Origin of the sequence: Lactiplantibacillus paraxiangfangensis (genome assembly GCF_036246185.1) — a bacterium.
GTDB lineage: Bacteria > Bacillota > Bacilli > Lactobacillales > Lactobacillaceae > Lactiplantibacillus > Lactiplantibacillus paraxiangfangensis.
On record NZ_BTPW01000028.1, the window covers coordinates 1 to 14,335 of the forward strand.

The window sequence follows — 14,335 nt, forward strand, 5'->3', positions numbered from 1 at the left end:
AGATAATCATTTGCTTCGTATCTTCTGATATCTGGCAATGCGGTTTAACTAATGATGTTTGTGCGCTAAAAGTATGCTTACAGGATTTACACCGATAACGTTGCTTACGCAATTTTAAAATAATTGGCCGTTCTTTGACTGGGGGCATTCTGACATTAATTAGATTAGTCCCAAAACGTACTACTTCTGGCTGGCCACAAAGTGGGCAGTTCTCTAAAGGATAGGTCAGTTTGGCGTGAACAACCTGTTTGCTTGGATCACTACTATCAATATCAGTACAAATAATATTTGGGTCTTTAATTTGAAGAGTATCTTCGATAAAATGGTTTTGGGACATCTTTTCTCACTTGCCTTTACTTTTACTTTGGTCGGTGCTAGTGGTGCATTGAGGAGATTTGTCCTTTTTATTTTACACAAAAACTGGGTGTTGATGGAAATCCATCAACACCCAATATTCTAGAGCCAAAATTTTCTGGTTGGCTTTTCCGATTACTATTGTTGAAACGTGATCCAAAAGGCAGTTTGTTCCGCTTAACCCGAAAGCAGTGACTATTCCAAAACCAGGAATAGTCACTGCTTTCACGTTAATGCTCGCACACTAACCGCCTTTTGGCCCACTCTATTTTTATTGTGAAAGGGATTAATCTGCCGTAACCGTAGATTGTCTGCTAAAATATAATTAGTTTAACCTTGAGGAGGAATTATTTTGATAAAAGTAATTGTGGCCGGCTATAAAGGTCGGATGGGCAGCACCGCTGCACAAATGGTCATCGACAACCCAGATTTTGAATTGGTGGGCGTTTTCGATGCGCGTAGTCAAGAACAAAATTTAGGTGAAGACGACCGTTTCAAGGGTCAAGACGTTCCTGCATTTCACGATCTAAACCTAATCAAGACGGATGCCACGGTATGGATCGACTTTACGATTCCAACGGCAGTTTATGAAAACGCTAAGTTTGCGTTGAATCACGGTATTTCACCCGTTATTGGGACGACCGGGATGACCGACGAACAAGTCAAAGACTTACAAGCGTTAGCAAAAGAGAAAAAGGTTGGGGGCTTAATTGCGCCAAACTTCGGGATTAGCGCAGTCTTGTTGATGCAATTTGCACAACAGGCGGCTAAGTACTTCCCAGATGTTGAAATCATTGAAATGCACCACGACGATAAAATCGACTCACCTAGTGGGACGGCCATCAGTACGGCCAAGAAGATTGCCGAAGTACGCAAACCTAAGCAACAAGGTAACCCAGATGCCACTGAAACCATTCCCGGTGCCCGGGGTGCTGAATACGAAGGCATGCGGATTCACGCGGTGCGGTTACCAGGATTAGTTGCCCATGAAGAAGTCATGTTTGGTGGCCCTGGTGAAGGCTTAACGATTCGCCAAGATTCCTTTGACCGGATTTCATTTATGACCGGTGTCAAAGTTGCCGTTGAAAAAGTTAACCAGTACCATGAACTCTTCGTTGGTTTGGAGAACTTACTATGATTTTGACCCAATTACCGGCAGAGTTTCAAGCAGCTAAGCCGGTTCTTGATACGATCGAGGCCGCGGGCTACGAAGCGTATTTTGTTGGGGGCTGTGTCCGGGATACGATTCTGGGCAAACCTTTACACGATGTCGACATTGCCACGAGTGCGTTTCCGGCCGAAGTAAAGGGCTTGTTTAAACGCACGGTCGATACTGGGATCGAACACGGAACGGTCATGATCTTGGATCACGGGAACGGCTATGAAACGACCACGTTTCGGACTGAATCCGGATACCAAGACTTTCGGCGTCCCGATACCGTGACCTTTGTGCGGTCGTTAAAAGAAGATCTCAAACGGCGAGACTTTACCATTAACGCGTTAGCGATGAAGCCTAATGGTGAGGTCATCGACTTGTTTGACGGTCTCGCTGACTTGAAGGCGGGTGTCTTGCGAGCAGTTGGTGTGGCGGAGGATCGGTTCCATGAAGACGCGCTACGCATGATGCGCGCAGTTCGGTTTGCCAGCCAGCTAGATTTTGATATTGAACCGGCGACCCTGCAAGCAATCACTGACAACGCCGCTTTACTGAGTAAGATTGCCGTTGAGCGGACGCGGGTCGAATGGGAGAAGTTACTGACTGGTCAAAAGCCGGTGCGGGGATTACAGGCGCTACTTGCAACGGGACTCTATCGCTACATGCCATTAATGGCTGACCAAAAATCAGCGTTAGAGCAGCTAGTGGCATTGCCAGCCTGGCAATTGCCGACGGTTGAAAGTGTTTGGACGTTGTTAGCCTGGTTGCGGCAAGCGCCCCAATCGGCAAACGTCCGGCGGTTATTAAAAGCTTGGAAGACGAGCAATGAGTTGATTGACCACGTGATGGCCGCTGTAAGCGCGCTGAGTGCGTTGAAACGTAATGGTCAGCTCACTAGTCGTGAAAACTTCGACGTTGGCTTAGCGGCGCTAACAACTGCCAATCAGGTCGCGACAATGCTGGGCTTTGGTCAGTCGCAGTCACAATTGGATGCGGCGTACGCAGCGTTACCGATTCACAACAAGCACGAATTGGCGATTAACGGTGGTGACTTATTGAAGCTACAATTGGTCACTCCGGGGCCAGAAATGGGTCGGGTTTTGGCTGCTTGTTTGGACGCAGTAATCACTGGAAAAGTTAAAAATGAATCGACGTTATTGGTTGACTTTGCGCGGATGGTAGCGGATTCAAAAAACAATTGATATTTTCTATTAATCTGGTACGATTAAAGTGAAACTAATTCAATGAGGTGATTGAAATGAAACAGGCATTAGAAGCACTGAAATTTTATTTCCGCAATGGTGACACTTGGGAAGTTCATCACCAAGACATCTCCGATTTGTGGATCGGTCGGGTCACAACTAGTTATGGGCGAATCAAGGGTGGCAAAATGACGATCATTCATCCTTGCAAGTCCTTAAAAGCTGAATTTACACCGGATGCAGATGCAGTGGATCCTAATACGACGCAACTTTCATCCGTAACGAGTGGGATGTTTGAACGGGTCACTCACTATCAAGACATTGAAAAAATTGATATTTTATTTGGCGATGAACGGCCAACTGAACAAATCTACCTGCCATTTAAGCCAAAGGATATTGACGGTATCGATAACGTTTATCAAACCAGTTCGATTTCTAACGACGGCAAGTTACACTTAGTCGTTGATTCTGACCGGACGGTTGTTGACATTTACGGTGGTCAATATACGGAACCAAACCAATAAAATTTAACTGAGTTTGTCAGCAAACTTATCAATGATGTTTCAGAAATCAGCTAATTTCTGAAACATCATTTTTTATGCTTGTGATTAAACATCTGACCGTTAGCTGAGCATTGGCGGTTGAGTTTTTGCGCATTTCTAGCTAAGATAGAATTTAATGATTAAAAAGGGTGGATCGTAGAATATGCAAACTTTAAGAGCAGAACATCTGACCCGAACTTATGGTGAGAAGACGTTATTTCAAGATATTTCGTTTATCGTGAATGAACATGACCGGATCGGTGTTATTGGTGTGAATGGATCTGGCAAGACGAACTTACTGGACGTTTTGGCTGGCGTCACGGCGCCAGAAGCAGGCGAATTAGTCAAACCTAAAAATTATACAATCGGCTATTTAAAACAAAAGCCGGAGTTGAATCAAGATTTAACGGTGATTGACGCCGTATTAGCCGGGAGTCAAAAGATTTTCCGGACGATTCGACACTACGAACAAACGTTGGCTGCGTACGCGAAGGCACCGGAAGATCCGGCGACCCAGCAAGCTTACGTTGACGCTGAAGACCGGATGAACCAAGAAGATGCGTGGACGGCTGAAAGTGACGTTAAAACGATTTTAACGCAGTTACACATTACGGACTTAACGCAGGTCGTCAAACAAATGTCCGGGGGGCAACAAAAGCGGGTTGGGCTCGCACAAGTGTTAATTCAAGCCCCCGATTTGTTATTATTGGATGAACCGACCAACCATTTGGACTTTGATTCAATTGAATGGTTAGAGTCATATTTGTCGTCCTATAAGGGTGCGTTAATCGTCGTAACCCATGACCGTTACTTCTTAGACCAAGTGGCGAACCAAATGTTTGAATTGTCGTTTGGCGAACTTTACAAGTACACGGGGAACTATCAAGATTTCGTGCAAGCTAAGGCTGAACGGGTATCACGTGACGTGACCGCTGAACATAAACAACAACAGCTCTATAAAAAGGAACTCGCATGGATGCGTGCGGGAGCACCGGCTCGGAGCACGAAACAACAGGGGCGGATCAACCGGTTTAACGATTTAAAAGATAATTTGAATACGTTACAAGTTGACGGCAACGTTGATATTTCATTAGGTCAACAGCGTTTAGGTAAAAAGGTGATTGAATTAAAGGACGCTAGTTTAGCGTTTGACGGTCAATCGATTCTGAATGACTTTTCAATGTTGATTCAAGCAAACGACCGCATTGGAATCACTGGAATCAACGGGGCTGGTAAGTCCAGCCTGTTGAACGTGATTGCGGGTCGGCTGCCTTTAGACTCGGGAACGGTGACCATTGGTGAGACCGTCAAGATGGCCTACTATACCCAACAAACGGAACCGATTCCGGGCGATAAGCGGATCATCAATTACTTGCAAGACGTCGGTGAAACGGTACTCAACAAGCAGGGTGAACACGTTTCTGTGACCGAACTACTTGAAGAATTTCTCTTTCCACGTTCAATGCACGGGACTTTGATCCGTAAGTTGTCGGGTGGTGAGCAACGGCGGCTTTACTTACTAAAGCTCTTGATGCAACAGCCCAACGTCTTACTGTTAGACGAACCTACGAATGACTTAGACATTGGAACTTTGACGGTGCTGGAAAATTACCTGAGTGACTTTGCGGGGACCGTCATTACCGTTTCTCATGACCGGTACTTCTTGGATAAGGTTGGGACTAAACTGCTGATCTTTGATGGCCACGGCCAGATTGAACGCTATGCTGGGCGCTTCTCTAGTTACCTAAAGGAGCAAAAACAGGCGGAAAATCAGACGACGACTGGGACTAAAACAAAGTCAGCGGTCAAGACCGATGAAGCGGCTGATGCTAAGCCTAAGGAAAAAGTTAAACTGACTTACGCCGAACAATTGGAGTACGAAAAAATTGAAGGTGTGATTGAAAAGCTGGATGGCCATAAGTCCGAGATTGAACAAGCGATGGCGGACAATGCGAGTGATTATGGTAAGCTGGCTGATTTACAAAAAGAATTGACTAAAACTGAGCAGGAAATTGATACCAAGATGGACCGCTGGGATTATCTCAGCCAGTTCGCCGAAGCCTGAAGGGAGTCGTACGTATGTTAGAAGATAGCTATTTACAACTGGCCCAAACAATTTTAGACCAAGGAACCTACAAAGATGACCGTACTGGGACCGGGACTTACAGCATTTTTGGTTACCAAATGCGGTTTGACTTATCGAAAGGATTCCCGTTACTAACGACTAAGAAGGTTCCATTTGGTTTGATCAAAAGCGAGTTATTATGGTTTTTACATGGCGATACTAATATTCAGTACTTGCTGCAGCATCATAATCATATTTGGGATGAATGGGCCTTTAAAAACTGGGTCAGTTCACCAGCATACAGCGGTCCGGATATGACGGACTTTGAGCATCGCCGGTTAGATGATGCGGACTTTGCGCCCGTTTATAAGGCCACGATGCAAGAATTTGACGATCGTATTTTAAACGACGACGACTTTGCGGGCAAGTTTGGCAACTTAGGTGACGTCTACGGAGCGCAGTGGCGTCACTGGCAGACCCGGAACGGCGAAACGATTGATCAGATTGCAAACGTCATCGATATGATTAAAAAGACGCCGGACTCACGCCGGTTGATCGTCTCTGCTTGGAATCCGGAAGACGTGCCGAGCATGGCGTTACCGCCGTGTCACACGCTGTTCCAATTTTACGTTGCTGACGGCAAGCTCTCCTGTCAACTGTACCAACGCTCGGGGGACGTCTTCTTGGGCGTGCCGTTCAACATTGCCAGCTACGCGCTGTTGACGAACTTAATTGCAAAGGAATGTGGCCTGCAAGTTGGGACGTTCGTGCATACGCTGGGGGATGCCCACATTTACACGAACCACGTCTCGCAGATCAAGGAACAGCTGCAACGACAGCCAAAACCGGCGCCCCAATTAGTGCTTAGTGGCGCGCATGACAGTATCTTTGACTATCAGATGAGTGATATTAAGTTAACGGGGTATGATCCGGCGCCCGCAATTAAGGCGCCAGTCGCAATTTAGGGTAACTGGCTAACTAAATCATTTAGAGCGGATAATCGCAAACGGCAACTGGTTTTAACGGTTGCTTAACGAGGAGGAACACAATGATTGCACTAATCTGGGCTGAGGACCAAAATGGGTTAATCGGAGCGGACGGTCAGTTGCCGTGGCATTTGCCAGCGGATATGCACCACTTCAAGACGTTAACGACGGGTCATGACGTGGTTATGGGACGAAAAACCTTTGCTGGGTTTAAGCGGCCACTGCCTAACCGGACAAACTGGGTGTTGTCGCGCCAGACGCTAGCTTTACCGACGGGCGTCCACCAACTAGCTAGCTTAGAAGAGCTACAAGCATTGGATGCTCAGCATCCCCAAGCGTTACTCTTTGTGATTGGTGGGGCCAATGTTTTTGAAGCCGTCTTGCCAATTGCACAGCGCTTATACCGCACGCAAATTGCGCACGCTTTTACCGGTGATACGTGGATGCCAGCGGTCGATTATCAGCAGTGGCGCTTAGACGAGCACGTGGCTGGCGCCGTTGATGAAAAAAATCGGTATCCGTTCAGTTTTGACAATTTTAGCCGGCGTTAATTCGGTTCGAACAGTGAAACTAATGGTTATTTCTGCTATACTAAAAGCATTAATTTATTGAAACGGTTGGAGAACCTTTACAACCATAAGAAAGCGTGGCAAAGTATGACGAAAATCAAGATTGTGACCGATTCTTCGGCAAATTTAACGGACGAAGAGGTTCAAAAGTACGATATTACCGTGATTCCGTTAACCGTCATGATCGATGGCACTATTTACGTGGAAGACGAAACGATCACGCGTGAAGAATTCATTAGCAAGATGGCAACTGCTAAATCGTTGCCAAAGACGAGTCAACCAGCGTTGGGAACGTTTATTGAAACTTTCGATAAGTTGGGTGCGGATGGCAGTAGTGTCGTTTGCATCAACATGCTCGAAGCAATTTCGGGAACGGTTCACACGGCTGAACAAGCAGCGTCAATTTCAAAAACCGACGTCACGGTGATTGACGCTAAAACAACGGACCGGGCAATGTCATTTCAAGTTGTGACGGCCGCAAAACTCGCACAGGCCGGAGCGGATAAACAAGCCGTTATCGACGCCGTGCATACGACCCAGGAACACACCAAGTTGTTCATGGGCGTGATGACTTTAAATAACTTAGTAGCCGGTGGGCGGATCAGTCGTTTGACCGGTGCCATCAGTACCTTATTGAACGTCAAGATTGCCCTTGAAGTCGACAACGGGGACTTAGATGTGAAGATGAAGGGCCGGGGCGTTAAAGCTATCAATAAATTCTTTGACAAAGTGCTCGACGACATTATCGCTACGCCTAACGTGGTTGAAGTCGCGATTTCGCACGTAGGCGCAACTGAACGGGTTGAAGAATACAAAGCCCGCTTGCAGGCTGCGTTACCAAGCCTCAAGGTCAGTGTCCAACCGACGGTGCCAATCATTGCAACGCATGGTGGCCCCGGGGCCTTTGCCGTGGAATACCACACGCAAACACCAGCTTAAAAAACAAGGGGGACGCCAAGTAGCGCCCCTTTTTCTTATCAGTTAAAGTGGGTTTACTTACCCGCCTGCGGTTGATCATGATTTCACCTGCTGTGACGACCGGTCCAAGCCTGAGGCCCGTCTTGCCCCTCGCTTGGAAGCCGAGAGTTCACGTCTTCCAAGACGTCGGTGCTGTAAAAAACGGAAAAGCACCGTTTTAACACCACTCACACAGCAAGTTCATCATGCTCACCCTGCGGCTAAATGGGTTTTAATCAATTTATTTAGGATAAGTAATGTCGGACCAGTGTTACTTTAATGTATAGCATGTAGTCATTTAATATAAATCTGAAAATTTCAATTGAGAGGGATTTTGCCAATGTCAAAAATTTGGGAAACCGTAAAAGTCGTCCTAATCGTTGCGGTGTTGGCTGGAGCCGTCTTTTTCGGGGTCAACTATTTAATGCACCCCCAGTCTACGGCCAAGTCGCCAACCAATAAGACAAGTAAAACGGCCAGTCAAGCAACACCACACAAGCGCTCGATTCAACTCGTTGCGGTCGGTGATTCATTGACCGAAGGGGTCGGTGATGAAGCGGAAGGCGGCTACGTGGGTCAGATCAAGCAGACCTTAACCAGTAAGCAGCACTTGAAAGTGTCAGCGACTAATGCCGGTAAGTCTGGCGACCGTAGTGATCAGATTTTAGCGCGCATCAACAAGTCCAAAACGTTACAACAAAAAATTGCTCACGCTGATGTGATTACGGTCACGGTTGGTGGCAACGACTTGTTACAGACGCTTGAAGGCTCGATTACGTCTAACAATACATCGAAAAACAATGCGACCGTGGCGAAAGCCCAAACGGTCTATGCAAAGAAATTGACGACGTTGTTTAATAAACTGCAAAGTTTGAATAAATCAGCGTCACTGTTCGTTTTTAGCATCTATAATCCAGTTTATGTGAACTTTCCAAATGTCACCTCGATCGATCAATATGTCAGTCAGTGGAACGACCAGACTAAGACGACGGTCAGCCAGTATAACCACGCCTATTTCATGGATATCAATACGGCCATGTCACACGGGCAGTACAAGACTGCAGCGGAGATTAGTAAGCTTAAAAAGGCGGCTTCCGATACGACGTTAACGAGTTTAACTAGTACCTCGGCTATTACGAACGCCTTGTCGGCCGAAAGCAAGACGAACAATTTGATTTCTAAGAGTGATAATTTCCACCCTAACAAGAAGGGTTACCGAATCTTTACAAATAAACTTTATCAAACCATGCTGGCACATAATAGCTGGTTATTAAAGAAATAAGGAGGTTATGTCAATGCGGGAAGCACAACGTAGTAAAGCAACCGCGACGCCCCGGGTTAAAACGCCGAAACCAAAGGGGCCGTTTAACCCTTGGAAATGGGTCGCAATCATTTTAATTGCGCTAGTCGTTGGGACGGGTGCTTACATGGGCACGCAAATGCTGCGCTCGTCTGACGAAGCAACGACCCTTACTAAGACGAGTCGTTCCGACGCAGCTAGTGTGCCGATTGAAATGAACCGGCAACAGCTGAACGCCTTAGCGAGTTACTACTTAGCGGACCTTCAAAAGGGCCAGGATATGAAGTACCGCTTCGTCGTTCGTGAAGACGCAGCCTACTTACTTGGGATTACCAAGGTTCTGGGGCAAAATGTTTCGTTTGTCATTACGATGCAACCAAGTGTCATTGACGATGGAAACATTTCGTTGAAGGCGACAAAGTTATCCGTGGGAACGATGTCGATCCCAATCAGTTTTGTGATCAATTACATTAATAATAATTACAAGATTCCAAGTTGGGTCAAGCTGAGTGCGAAGACCAAAACCATTAATTTATATTTGAACAAGCTAGTCGGTAAGCACGATGTTCGCTACAGCGTCGATCAAGTCGACTTGAAGAATAACCAGTTCAAATTTGAAATGCACATTCCAAGTAGCAGTAATTAGGGGGCAGCATGCATAAAACGTTTTATCAATATTTAATGACGCAACGCAATCCAGACAGTACCGCATCGGTAGCTGAATTTGCTAACAACGCGTTTTTCGATCAGTCGTTTCCGAAGCAAAGCCAGGATTTTCACGAAGTTTCGCAGTACTTGGAACTCAATGCGGGCTACTTGCCAACGATGACGATTTTTGACGAAGCGTGGCAGGCGTATTTAGCTAGCGAAGCCTAAGCTTAATTCGTAGGAAAGAGGAAGTTCGGTATGCCAGAGGAACCAAAGCAGCACACGGACGCGGAGAAGCAACCAACTAATCCGCATATCAAAAAGAAGGCCCCCCGTCAAAAACGGCGCGTGGGTCTATGGACTTACATCATTTCAATCGTGGCCGCCCTCGCAATTGGGGTTGGCGGCACGTATTGGTTCATTGGTCGGGTCGTTAATCAGCAACTGAGTAACATGCAACAGACCAATCAGGCCATGAAGAAGATCCAGTCAGTGTATTCGACCATCAGTGAAAACTACTATCAACCAGTCAATGCGAATAAATTGGCTAACGGTGCGATTAACGGGATGGTCAACTCGCTTGGCGACAAGTTCTCTGAATACATGGATAAGAGTGAGACGGAGAGCTTGAACGATACGATTGACAGTTCGTTTTCTGGGATTGGTGCTCAGGTGCAAAAATCTGGGAGCTACGTTCAGATCATCTCACCAATCGCTAAGACCCCAGCTAAAAAGGCCGGCTTAAAGCCGAAAGACGTGATTAAAGCGGTCGATGGGAAGTCGGTTGCTGGTAAGACATTGACTGAAGCCGTGAACATGATGCGCGGCAAGGTTGGCACCAAGGTTAAGTTGACGATTCAGCGGGGCACGTCCACTTTTGACGTCACGTTGAAACGGGCCAAGATTCCTGTGACGACCGTTAACTATAAAATGGTCGGTGGTAAAAAGAAAATCGGGTACGTGACCGTCTCAACCTTCTCAACGGATACCGCTAAGGAATTCAAGACAGCGTTGAAGGCACTTGATAAGAAGGGTGCTAAGAAGTTAGTCATTGATATGCGGGGCAACCCTGGTGGTTTGATGACCGCGGCGTTGAAGATGGCGTCCATCTTTATTAAGGACGGCAAAACCATCATGCAAGTTCAAGAACGTGATGGTGCCGCTGAAAAATACGTTGCTGGCAAGAAGTACGATGGGGGCTTTAAGGAAACGAAGCCTACGACCGTCTTGATTGACGGTGGGAGTGCTTCAGCCGCTGAAATCTTCTCCGCAGCCTTGCACCAGTCCGCTGGCGTAAAGCTCGTTGGCTCTAAGTCTTACGGTAAGGGAACCGTTCAGACGGTCACTTCGTTCAGTGATAAGACTGAAATGAAGATCACGGTCGCTAAATGGTTAACGCCAAATGGCACTTGGATCAACAAGAAGGGCTTAACTCCCGACGTTAAGGCAGACGAACCAAGCTACGCTAGTTTGACGATTGTCAGCAAGTTGAGTGACTTAGCCGCTGACAAAGTTAACCCGAACGTCAAGACGTTCCAGCAATACTTGAAAGCGTTAGGCTACTTTAAGGGTAGCGCAAACGGCTACTTTGGGCCTTCAACGACGACGGCGGTCAAGGCTTATCAGAAACACGCTAAGCTGACAACTACCGGCAAAGTCGATAAGCAGACGTTATCCAAGATTGAAACGGAACTCGCAACCAAGATTAGTGACAATGACAAAGCGTACGACGCAGCCATGGAACTGATTAGTAAAACCAATTAGGCTTAAAAATTGAAGTACCCCTGATCAACTCCTAGTAAGAGGTGATTGGGGGTGCTTTTTTGATGTGGCCGTTTTAAGAGGTTGAATTTCCAAGGGACTTTGGTTGACCACTAAGGCATCGGATAGTTTACAATATTGAACAGAGGGTTGGTATGGTCGACTGTAACGAATTAAAATTTACAAGGTAACTTCCTCGTGCAGGATACGACGACGCTAGAATGGGAGCGATGAGCAAACAATGAAAAAAGTATTGTTAGTTGAAACGAACGTGACGCGCTATCAAGGAACAACGGACCCGACCGGTTTGTGGTTAGGCGAAGCGGCTGAGTTTGTGGATGAAATGAATCAGGCAGGGATCGCGGTTGATTACGTGAGTCCTAAGGGCGGATTCGTTCCGCTAGATCCGCGGAGCATGAAGTATACGGACGATGCGATTATGCGCATTTATGAAGATCCCGATTTTATTGAACGGGCGTTGAAGAATACGTTGCGACCAGATCAAGTAACCCCCGGTGATTATGCTGCTATTTACTACACGGGCGGTCACGGGGTCATGTGGGATTTTCCAGATGACCCTAACTTGCAACGCCTAGCCATGGCAATCTATGATAACGGCGGCTACATTAGCTCGGTGTGTCACGGAATTGCCGGGTTGTTGAATTTAAAAGACGCGCAGGGAAAGTACCTGATTGCGGGTAAGCAGATTACCGGTTTTACGACGGCTGAAGAAAGAATTGCTGGGAAGAAGTCGGTCGTCCCGTTTTTGAATCAGCAGGTCGCTGAAGCTCACGGCGCGCACTTTATGAAGAAGCGTTTTTACAGCGAATACGCGGTTAAAGATGGTCGGGTATTAACGGGCCAAAATCCATTTTCCGTACGGGCAGTGGCGAAACTATTGCTGAATGAACTGCAACACTAGGGATGTGGCCGATAGTAAGGATAGAAACCGAAACTTCAAGTCGAAAAAACTTGCTTAAACGGCTAATTTTAGTAGGATGAGAAGTATGACAAAACAAACTGAGACAATTGAAGCGCAAGTCAAAATTTTTAAAGCGTTAGCGGACCCGACGCGGTTAGAAATTATTCGTTACTTGAATCAGCTTGACCACGAAGTCTCTTGTGGTGAAGTGGATCGTGCCATGCACATTGGTAAGACTTCGGGGTCGTATCACTTTAAAATTTTGCAGGCGGCTGGTTTGATAACCGCTCGTAAAGATGCCCGTGAAAAATACGTGGCGCTAGACCAGTCGACTTTTGACCGTTATCTAACCCATTTCTGGCAAAACTTATAGCGCAATAGACCAGTAAAGAGTAGCCCAATTTAGGGTTGCTCTTTTTTAGGTTGAAGCTTGTCAGTGAATTACTGGAATGATATGGTTATATAGTTCAAAGATATTTGAACTATATTTGACACTAGGGGGAAATTAAAATGGCAGTTGTAAGTGACACTAACCAGCCTAAATGGGTCCTGTCGCTAACGTCGCTGGGATTTTTTATGGCGATGATGGATGCGATGATCGTGACAACGGCTTCAACGGCAATTCGAACGGAGTTTCAAATTTCGGTCAGGTCGCTCCAATGGGCCTTAAACGCGTATAACATTACCATTGCGGCGGTTCTGCTAGTTGGGGTGACACTAGGTGAACGCTGGGGGCGCCGGCGGATTTATAGTTTAGGGCTGGCCGTTTTTACACTGGGGTCCGTGTTTTGTGCATTAGCAACTAACATCAACGGTCTTATCTTGGCACGCATTGTTGAGGGACTGGGTGCCTCCGTTATGACACCGATGTCAATGGCGATTTTGACCAATACGGTACCAGCTAGTCAACGTGGCCGGGCGCTAGGAATTTGGAGTGGCATCGGGGGATTGGCCTTGATCGTTGGTCCATCACTTGGAGGGCTGATCGTCGCCCAGTTTACTTGGCAGTGGATTTTTTGGATCAACGTGCCGATTGGATTACTAGCAATTTTCTTATCCGGCCGTTACTTACCAGAAAGCCGTGGTCAAAGTGAACCGATTAATCTGATTGATAATGGGTTGATGATTGGCGTGTCGACGGGCCTGATTTGGGCGTTGTCGGCGACCACCAGTGGTTCGGGACTCGACCAACTCAAGTGGCCGTTATTAATTGGGCTAATTAGTCTGGCAGGCGGGGGCTGGTTTATTTATCGCCAAGCCCACGAAGCGTTGCCGATGATTCCCCTGATCTTTTTCCGTGAAAAAGCCTTTACGGGTGGCAACTTGGCTACGGCCTGTCTTTACGGGTCGATGTACGGGGTCGTTTTCTTCTTGCCCCAATATTTGCAAGCACGCCAAGGCGCAACTGCATTAACCGCGGGCTTGGAACTTTTGCCCTGGACGGGAACGTTGGTTGTCGTGGCGCCGTTTGCTGGCCAAGCGGTCGATCGGTTTGGGGAACGGCGCATTGCCACGTTAGGCCTACTGTTTCAAGGCATCGGCTATTTGCTCATTGCCGGTTTTGTGGGAAAATCGTACGCGTGGTTAGTCTTACCGCTAATGTTAGCGGGCGTCGGGTTGTCCATGTCGGGGCCGGCGCTGCAAAAAGCCGTTATTGGATCGGTGCCACGTCCGGCAATCGGCAAAGCTGCGGGTATTTATAATGTTTTCCGTTTACTAGGTGGAGCGACAGGAACGGCGATCGCCGTCGTCAGCTTTTACCAGTTATCAGGACAGTCGTTTGCGAGTGGCTTTCAAGTCACGATGATTGAGACGGCGGTTCTATCGTTACTCGGAATGACCTGGTCACGCCATCTGACAGTTAAATCGTAGG

The 14,335-nt window shown here is 47.0% G+C and carries 15 protein-coding genes; 14 read left to right on the forward strand and 1 reads right to left on the reverse strand.

Going from position 1 to position 14,335, the window contains the following annotated elements:
• A partial coding sequence (locus tag AAA939_RS12860; protein ID WP_338230860.1) for a transposase family protein occupies positions 1 to 337 on the reverse strand: 337 nt, incomplete at its 3' end.
• Between the two features lie 369 nt (positions 338 to 706).
• On the opposite strand from AAA939_RS12860, the gene dapB reads away from it, so the two are divergent.
• The 14 genes from dapB to AAA939_RS12930 all read left to right on the forward strand — a co-directional run bounded on the left by dapB (position 707) and on the right by AAA939_RS12930 (position 14,334).
• Positions 707 to 1,492 carry a 4-hydroxy-tetrahydrodipicolinate reductase gene (gene dapB / locus AAA939_RS12865; RefSeq protein WP_338211181.1) on the forward strand — a complete coding sequence of 262 codons (786 nt, stop codon included), beginning with the start codon at positions 707 to 709 and terminating at the stop codon, positions 1,490 to 1,492.
• On the forward strand, positions 1,489 to 2,712 hold the full coding sequence (locus AAA939_RS12870; RefSeq protein WP_338211179.1) for a CCA tRNA nucleotidyltransferase: 1,224 nt from the start codon (positions 1,489 to 1,491) through the stop codon (positions 2,710 to 2,712). The genes dapB and AAA939_RS12870 overlap by 4 nt, the downstream gene beginning before the upstream one ends.
• Positions 2,713 to 2,768: 56 nt before the next feature.
• On the forward strand, positions 2,769 to 3,236 hold the full coding sequence (locus tag AAA939_RS12875; protein ID WP_338211177.1) for a hypothetical protein: 468 nt from the start codon (positions 2,769 to 2,771) through the stop codon (positions 3,234 to 3,236).
• A gap of 181 nt (positions 3,237 to 3,417) precedes the next feature.
• The gene (locus tag AAA939_RS12880; protein WP_338211176.1) at positions 3,418 to 5,319 is read left to right on the forward strand and encodes an ABC-F family ATP-binding cassette domain-containing protein; all 1,902 of its coding nucleotides are present in this window, start codon (positions 3,418 to 3,420) and stop codon (positions 5,317 to 5,319) included.
• 14 nt (positions 5,320 to 5,333) lie between these two features.
• Entirely contained in the window at positions 5,334 to 6,284 is a 951-nt protein-coding gene (locus tag AAA939_RS12885) for a thymidylate synthase (protein ID WP_338211174.1), read from the forward strand.
• Positions 6,285 to 6,367: 83 nt separating this feature from the next.
• Positions 6,368 to 6,856 carry a dihydrofolate reductase gene (locus tag AAA939_RS12890; RefSeq protein ID WP_338211172.1) on the forward strand — a complete coding sequence of 163 codons (489 nt, stop codon included), beginning with the start codon at positions 6,368 to 6,370 and terminating at the stop codon, positions 6,854 to 6,856.
• Positions 6,857 to 6,961: 105 nt separating this feature from the next.
• Positions 6,962 to 7,813, forward strand: coding sequence for a DegV family protein (locus AAA939_RS12895; RefSeq protein WP_338211171.1), 852 nt, complete (start codon positions 6,962 to 6,964; stop codon positions 7,811 to 7,813).
• Between the two features lie 358 nt (positions 7,814 to 8,171).
• Positions 8,172 to 9,113, forward strand: coding sequence for an SGNH/GDSL hydrolase family protein (locus tag AAA939_RS12900; RefSeq protein ID WP_338211169.1), 942 nt, complete (start codon positions 8,172 to 8,174; stop codon positions 9,111 to 9,113).
• 13 nt (positions 9,114 to 9,126) lie between these two features.
• Positions 9,127 to 9,777 carry a YpmS family protein gene (locus AAA939_RS12905; RefSeq protein ID WP_338211167.1) on the forward strand — a complete coding sequence of 217 codons (651 nt, stop codon included), beginning with the start codon at positions 9,127 to 9,129 and terminating at the stop codon, positions 9,775 to 9,777.
• An 8-nt stretch (positions 9,778 to 9,785) separates the two neighbouring features.
• Positions 9,786 to 10,007, forward strand: coding sequence for a YozE family protein (locus AAA939_RS12910; protein WP_057707189.1), 222 nt, complete (start codon positions 9,786 to 9,788; stop codon positions 10,005 to 10,007).
• A 30-nt stretch (positions 10,008 to 10,037) separates the two neighbouring features.
• Positions 10,038 to 11,543, forward strand: coding sequence for a S41 family peptidase (locus AAA939_RS12915; protein WP_338211165.1), 1,506 nt, complete (start codon positions 10,038 to 10,040; stop codon positions 11,541 to 11,543).
• A gap of 238 nt (positions 11,544 to 11,781) precedes the next feature.
• Complete coding sequence (locus AAA939_RS12920) at positions 11,782 to 12,462, forward strand: type 1 glutamine amidotransferase domain-containing protein (RefSeq protein WP_338211164.1); 681 nt, start codon at positions 11,782 to 11,784, stop codon at positions 12,460 to 12,462.
• An 85-nt stretch (positions 12,463 to 12,547) separates the two neighbouring features.
• Positions 12,548 to 12,835: an ArsR/SmtB family transcription factor gene (locus AAA939_RS12925; RefSeq protein WP_338211162.1), complete on the forward strand. Its 288-nt coding sequence runs from the start codon at positions 12,548 to 12,550 to the stop codon at positions 12,833 to 12,835.
• A 137-nt stretch (positions 12,836 to 12,972) separates the two neighbouring features.
• A complete protein-coding gene (locus AAA939_RS12930; protein WP_338211160.1) occupies positions 12,973 to 14,334 on the forward strand; it encodes an MFS transporter in 1,362 nt (453 codons plus the stop codon).
• Position 14,335 lies beyond the last annotated feature (1 nt).

Excerpts from the sequence above, each read along its gene's own strand:
- AAA939_RS12870 (WP_338211179.1), top strand. The coding sequence starts at position 1,489 with ATGATTTTGACCCAATTACCGGCAGAGTTTCAAGCAGCTAAGCCGGTT.
- AAA939_RS12875 (WP_338211177.1), top strand. The coding sequence starts at position 2,769 with ATGAAACAGGCATTAGAAGCACTGAAATTTTATTTCCGCAATGGTGAC.
- AAA939_RS12880 (WP_338211176.1), top strand. The coding sequence starts at position 3,418 with ATGCAAACTTTAAGAGCAGAACATCTGACCCGAACTTATGGTGAGAAG.
- AAA939_RS12885 (WP_338211174.1), top strand. The coding sequence starts at position 5,334 with ATGTTAGAAGATAGCTATTTACAACTGGCCCAAACAATTTTAGACCAA.
- AAA939_RS12890 (WP_338211172.1), top strand. The coding sequence starts at position 6,368 with ATGATTGCACTAATCTGGGCTGAGGACCAAAATGGGTTAATCGGAGCG.
- AAA939_RS12895 (WP_338211171.1), top strand. The coding sequence starts at position 6,962 with ATGACGAAAATCAAGATTGTGACCGATTCTTCGGCAAATTTAACGGAC.
- AAA939_RS12900 (WP_338211169.1), top strand. The coding sequence starts at position 8,172 with ATGTCAAAAATTTGGGAAACCGTAAAAGTCGTCCTAATCGTTGCGGTG.
- AAA939_RS12905 (WP_338211167.1), top strand. The coding sequence starts at position 9,127 with ATGCGGGAAGCACAACGTAGTAAAGCAACCGCGACGCCCCGGGTTAAA.
- AAA939_RS12910 (WP_057707189.1), top strand. The coding sequence starts at position 9,786 with ATGCATAAAACGTTTTATCAATATTTAATGACGCAACGCAATCCAGAC.
- AAA939_RS12915 (WP_338211165.1), top strand. The coding sequence starts at position 10,038 with ATGCCAGAGGAACCAAAGCAGCACACGGACGCGGAGAAGCAACCAACT.
- AAA939_RS12920 (WP_338211164.1), top strand. The coding sequence starts at position 11,782 with ATGAAAAAAGTATTGTTAGTTGAAACGAACGTGACGCGCTATCAAGGA.
- AAA939_RS12925 (WP_338211162.1), top strand. The coding sequence starts at position 12,548 with ATGACAAAACAAACTGAGACAATTGAAGCGCAAGTCAAAATTTTTAAA.
- AAA939_RS12930 (WP_338211160.1), top strand. The coding sequence starts at position 12,973 with ATGGCAGTTGTAAGTGACACTAACCAGCCTAAATGGGTCCTGTCGCTA.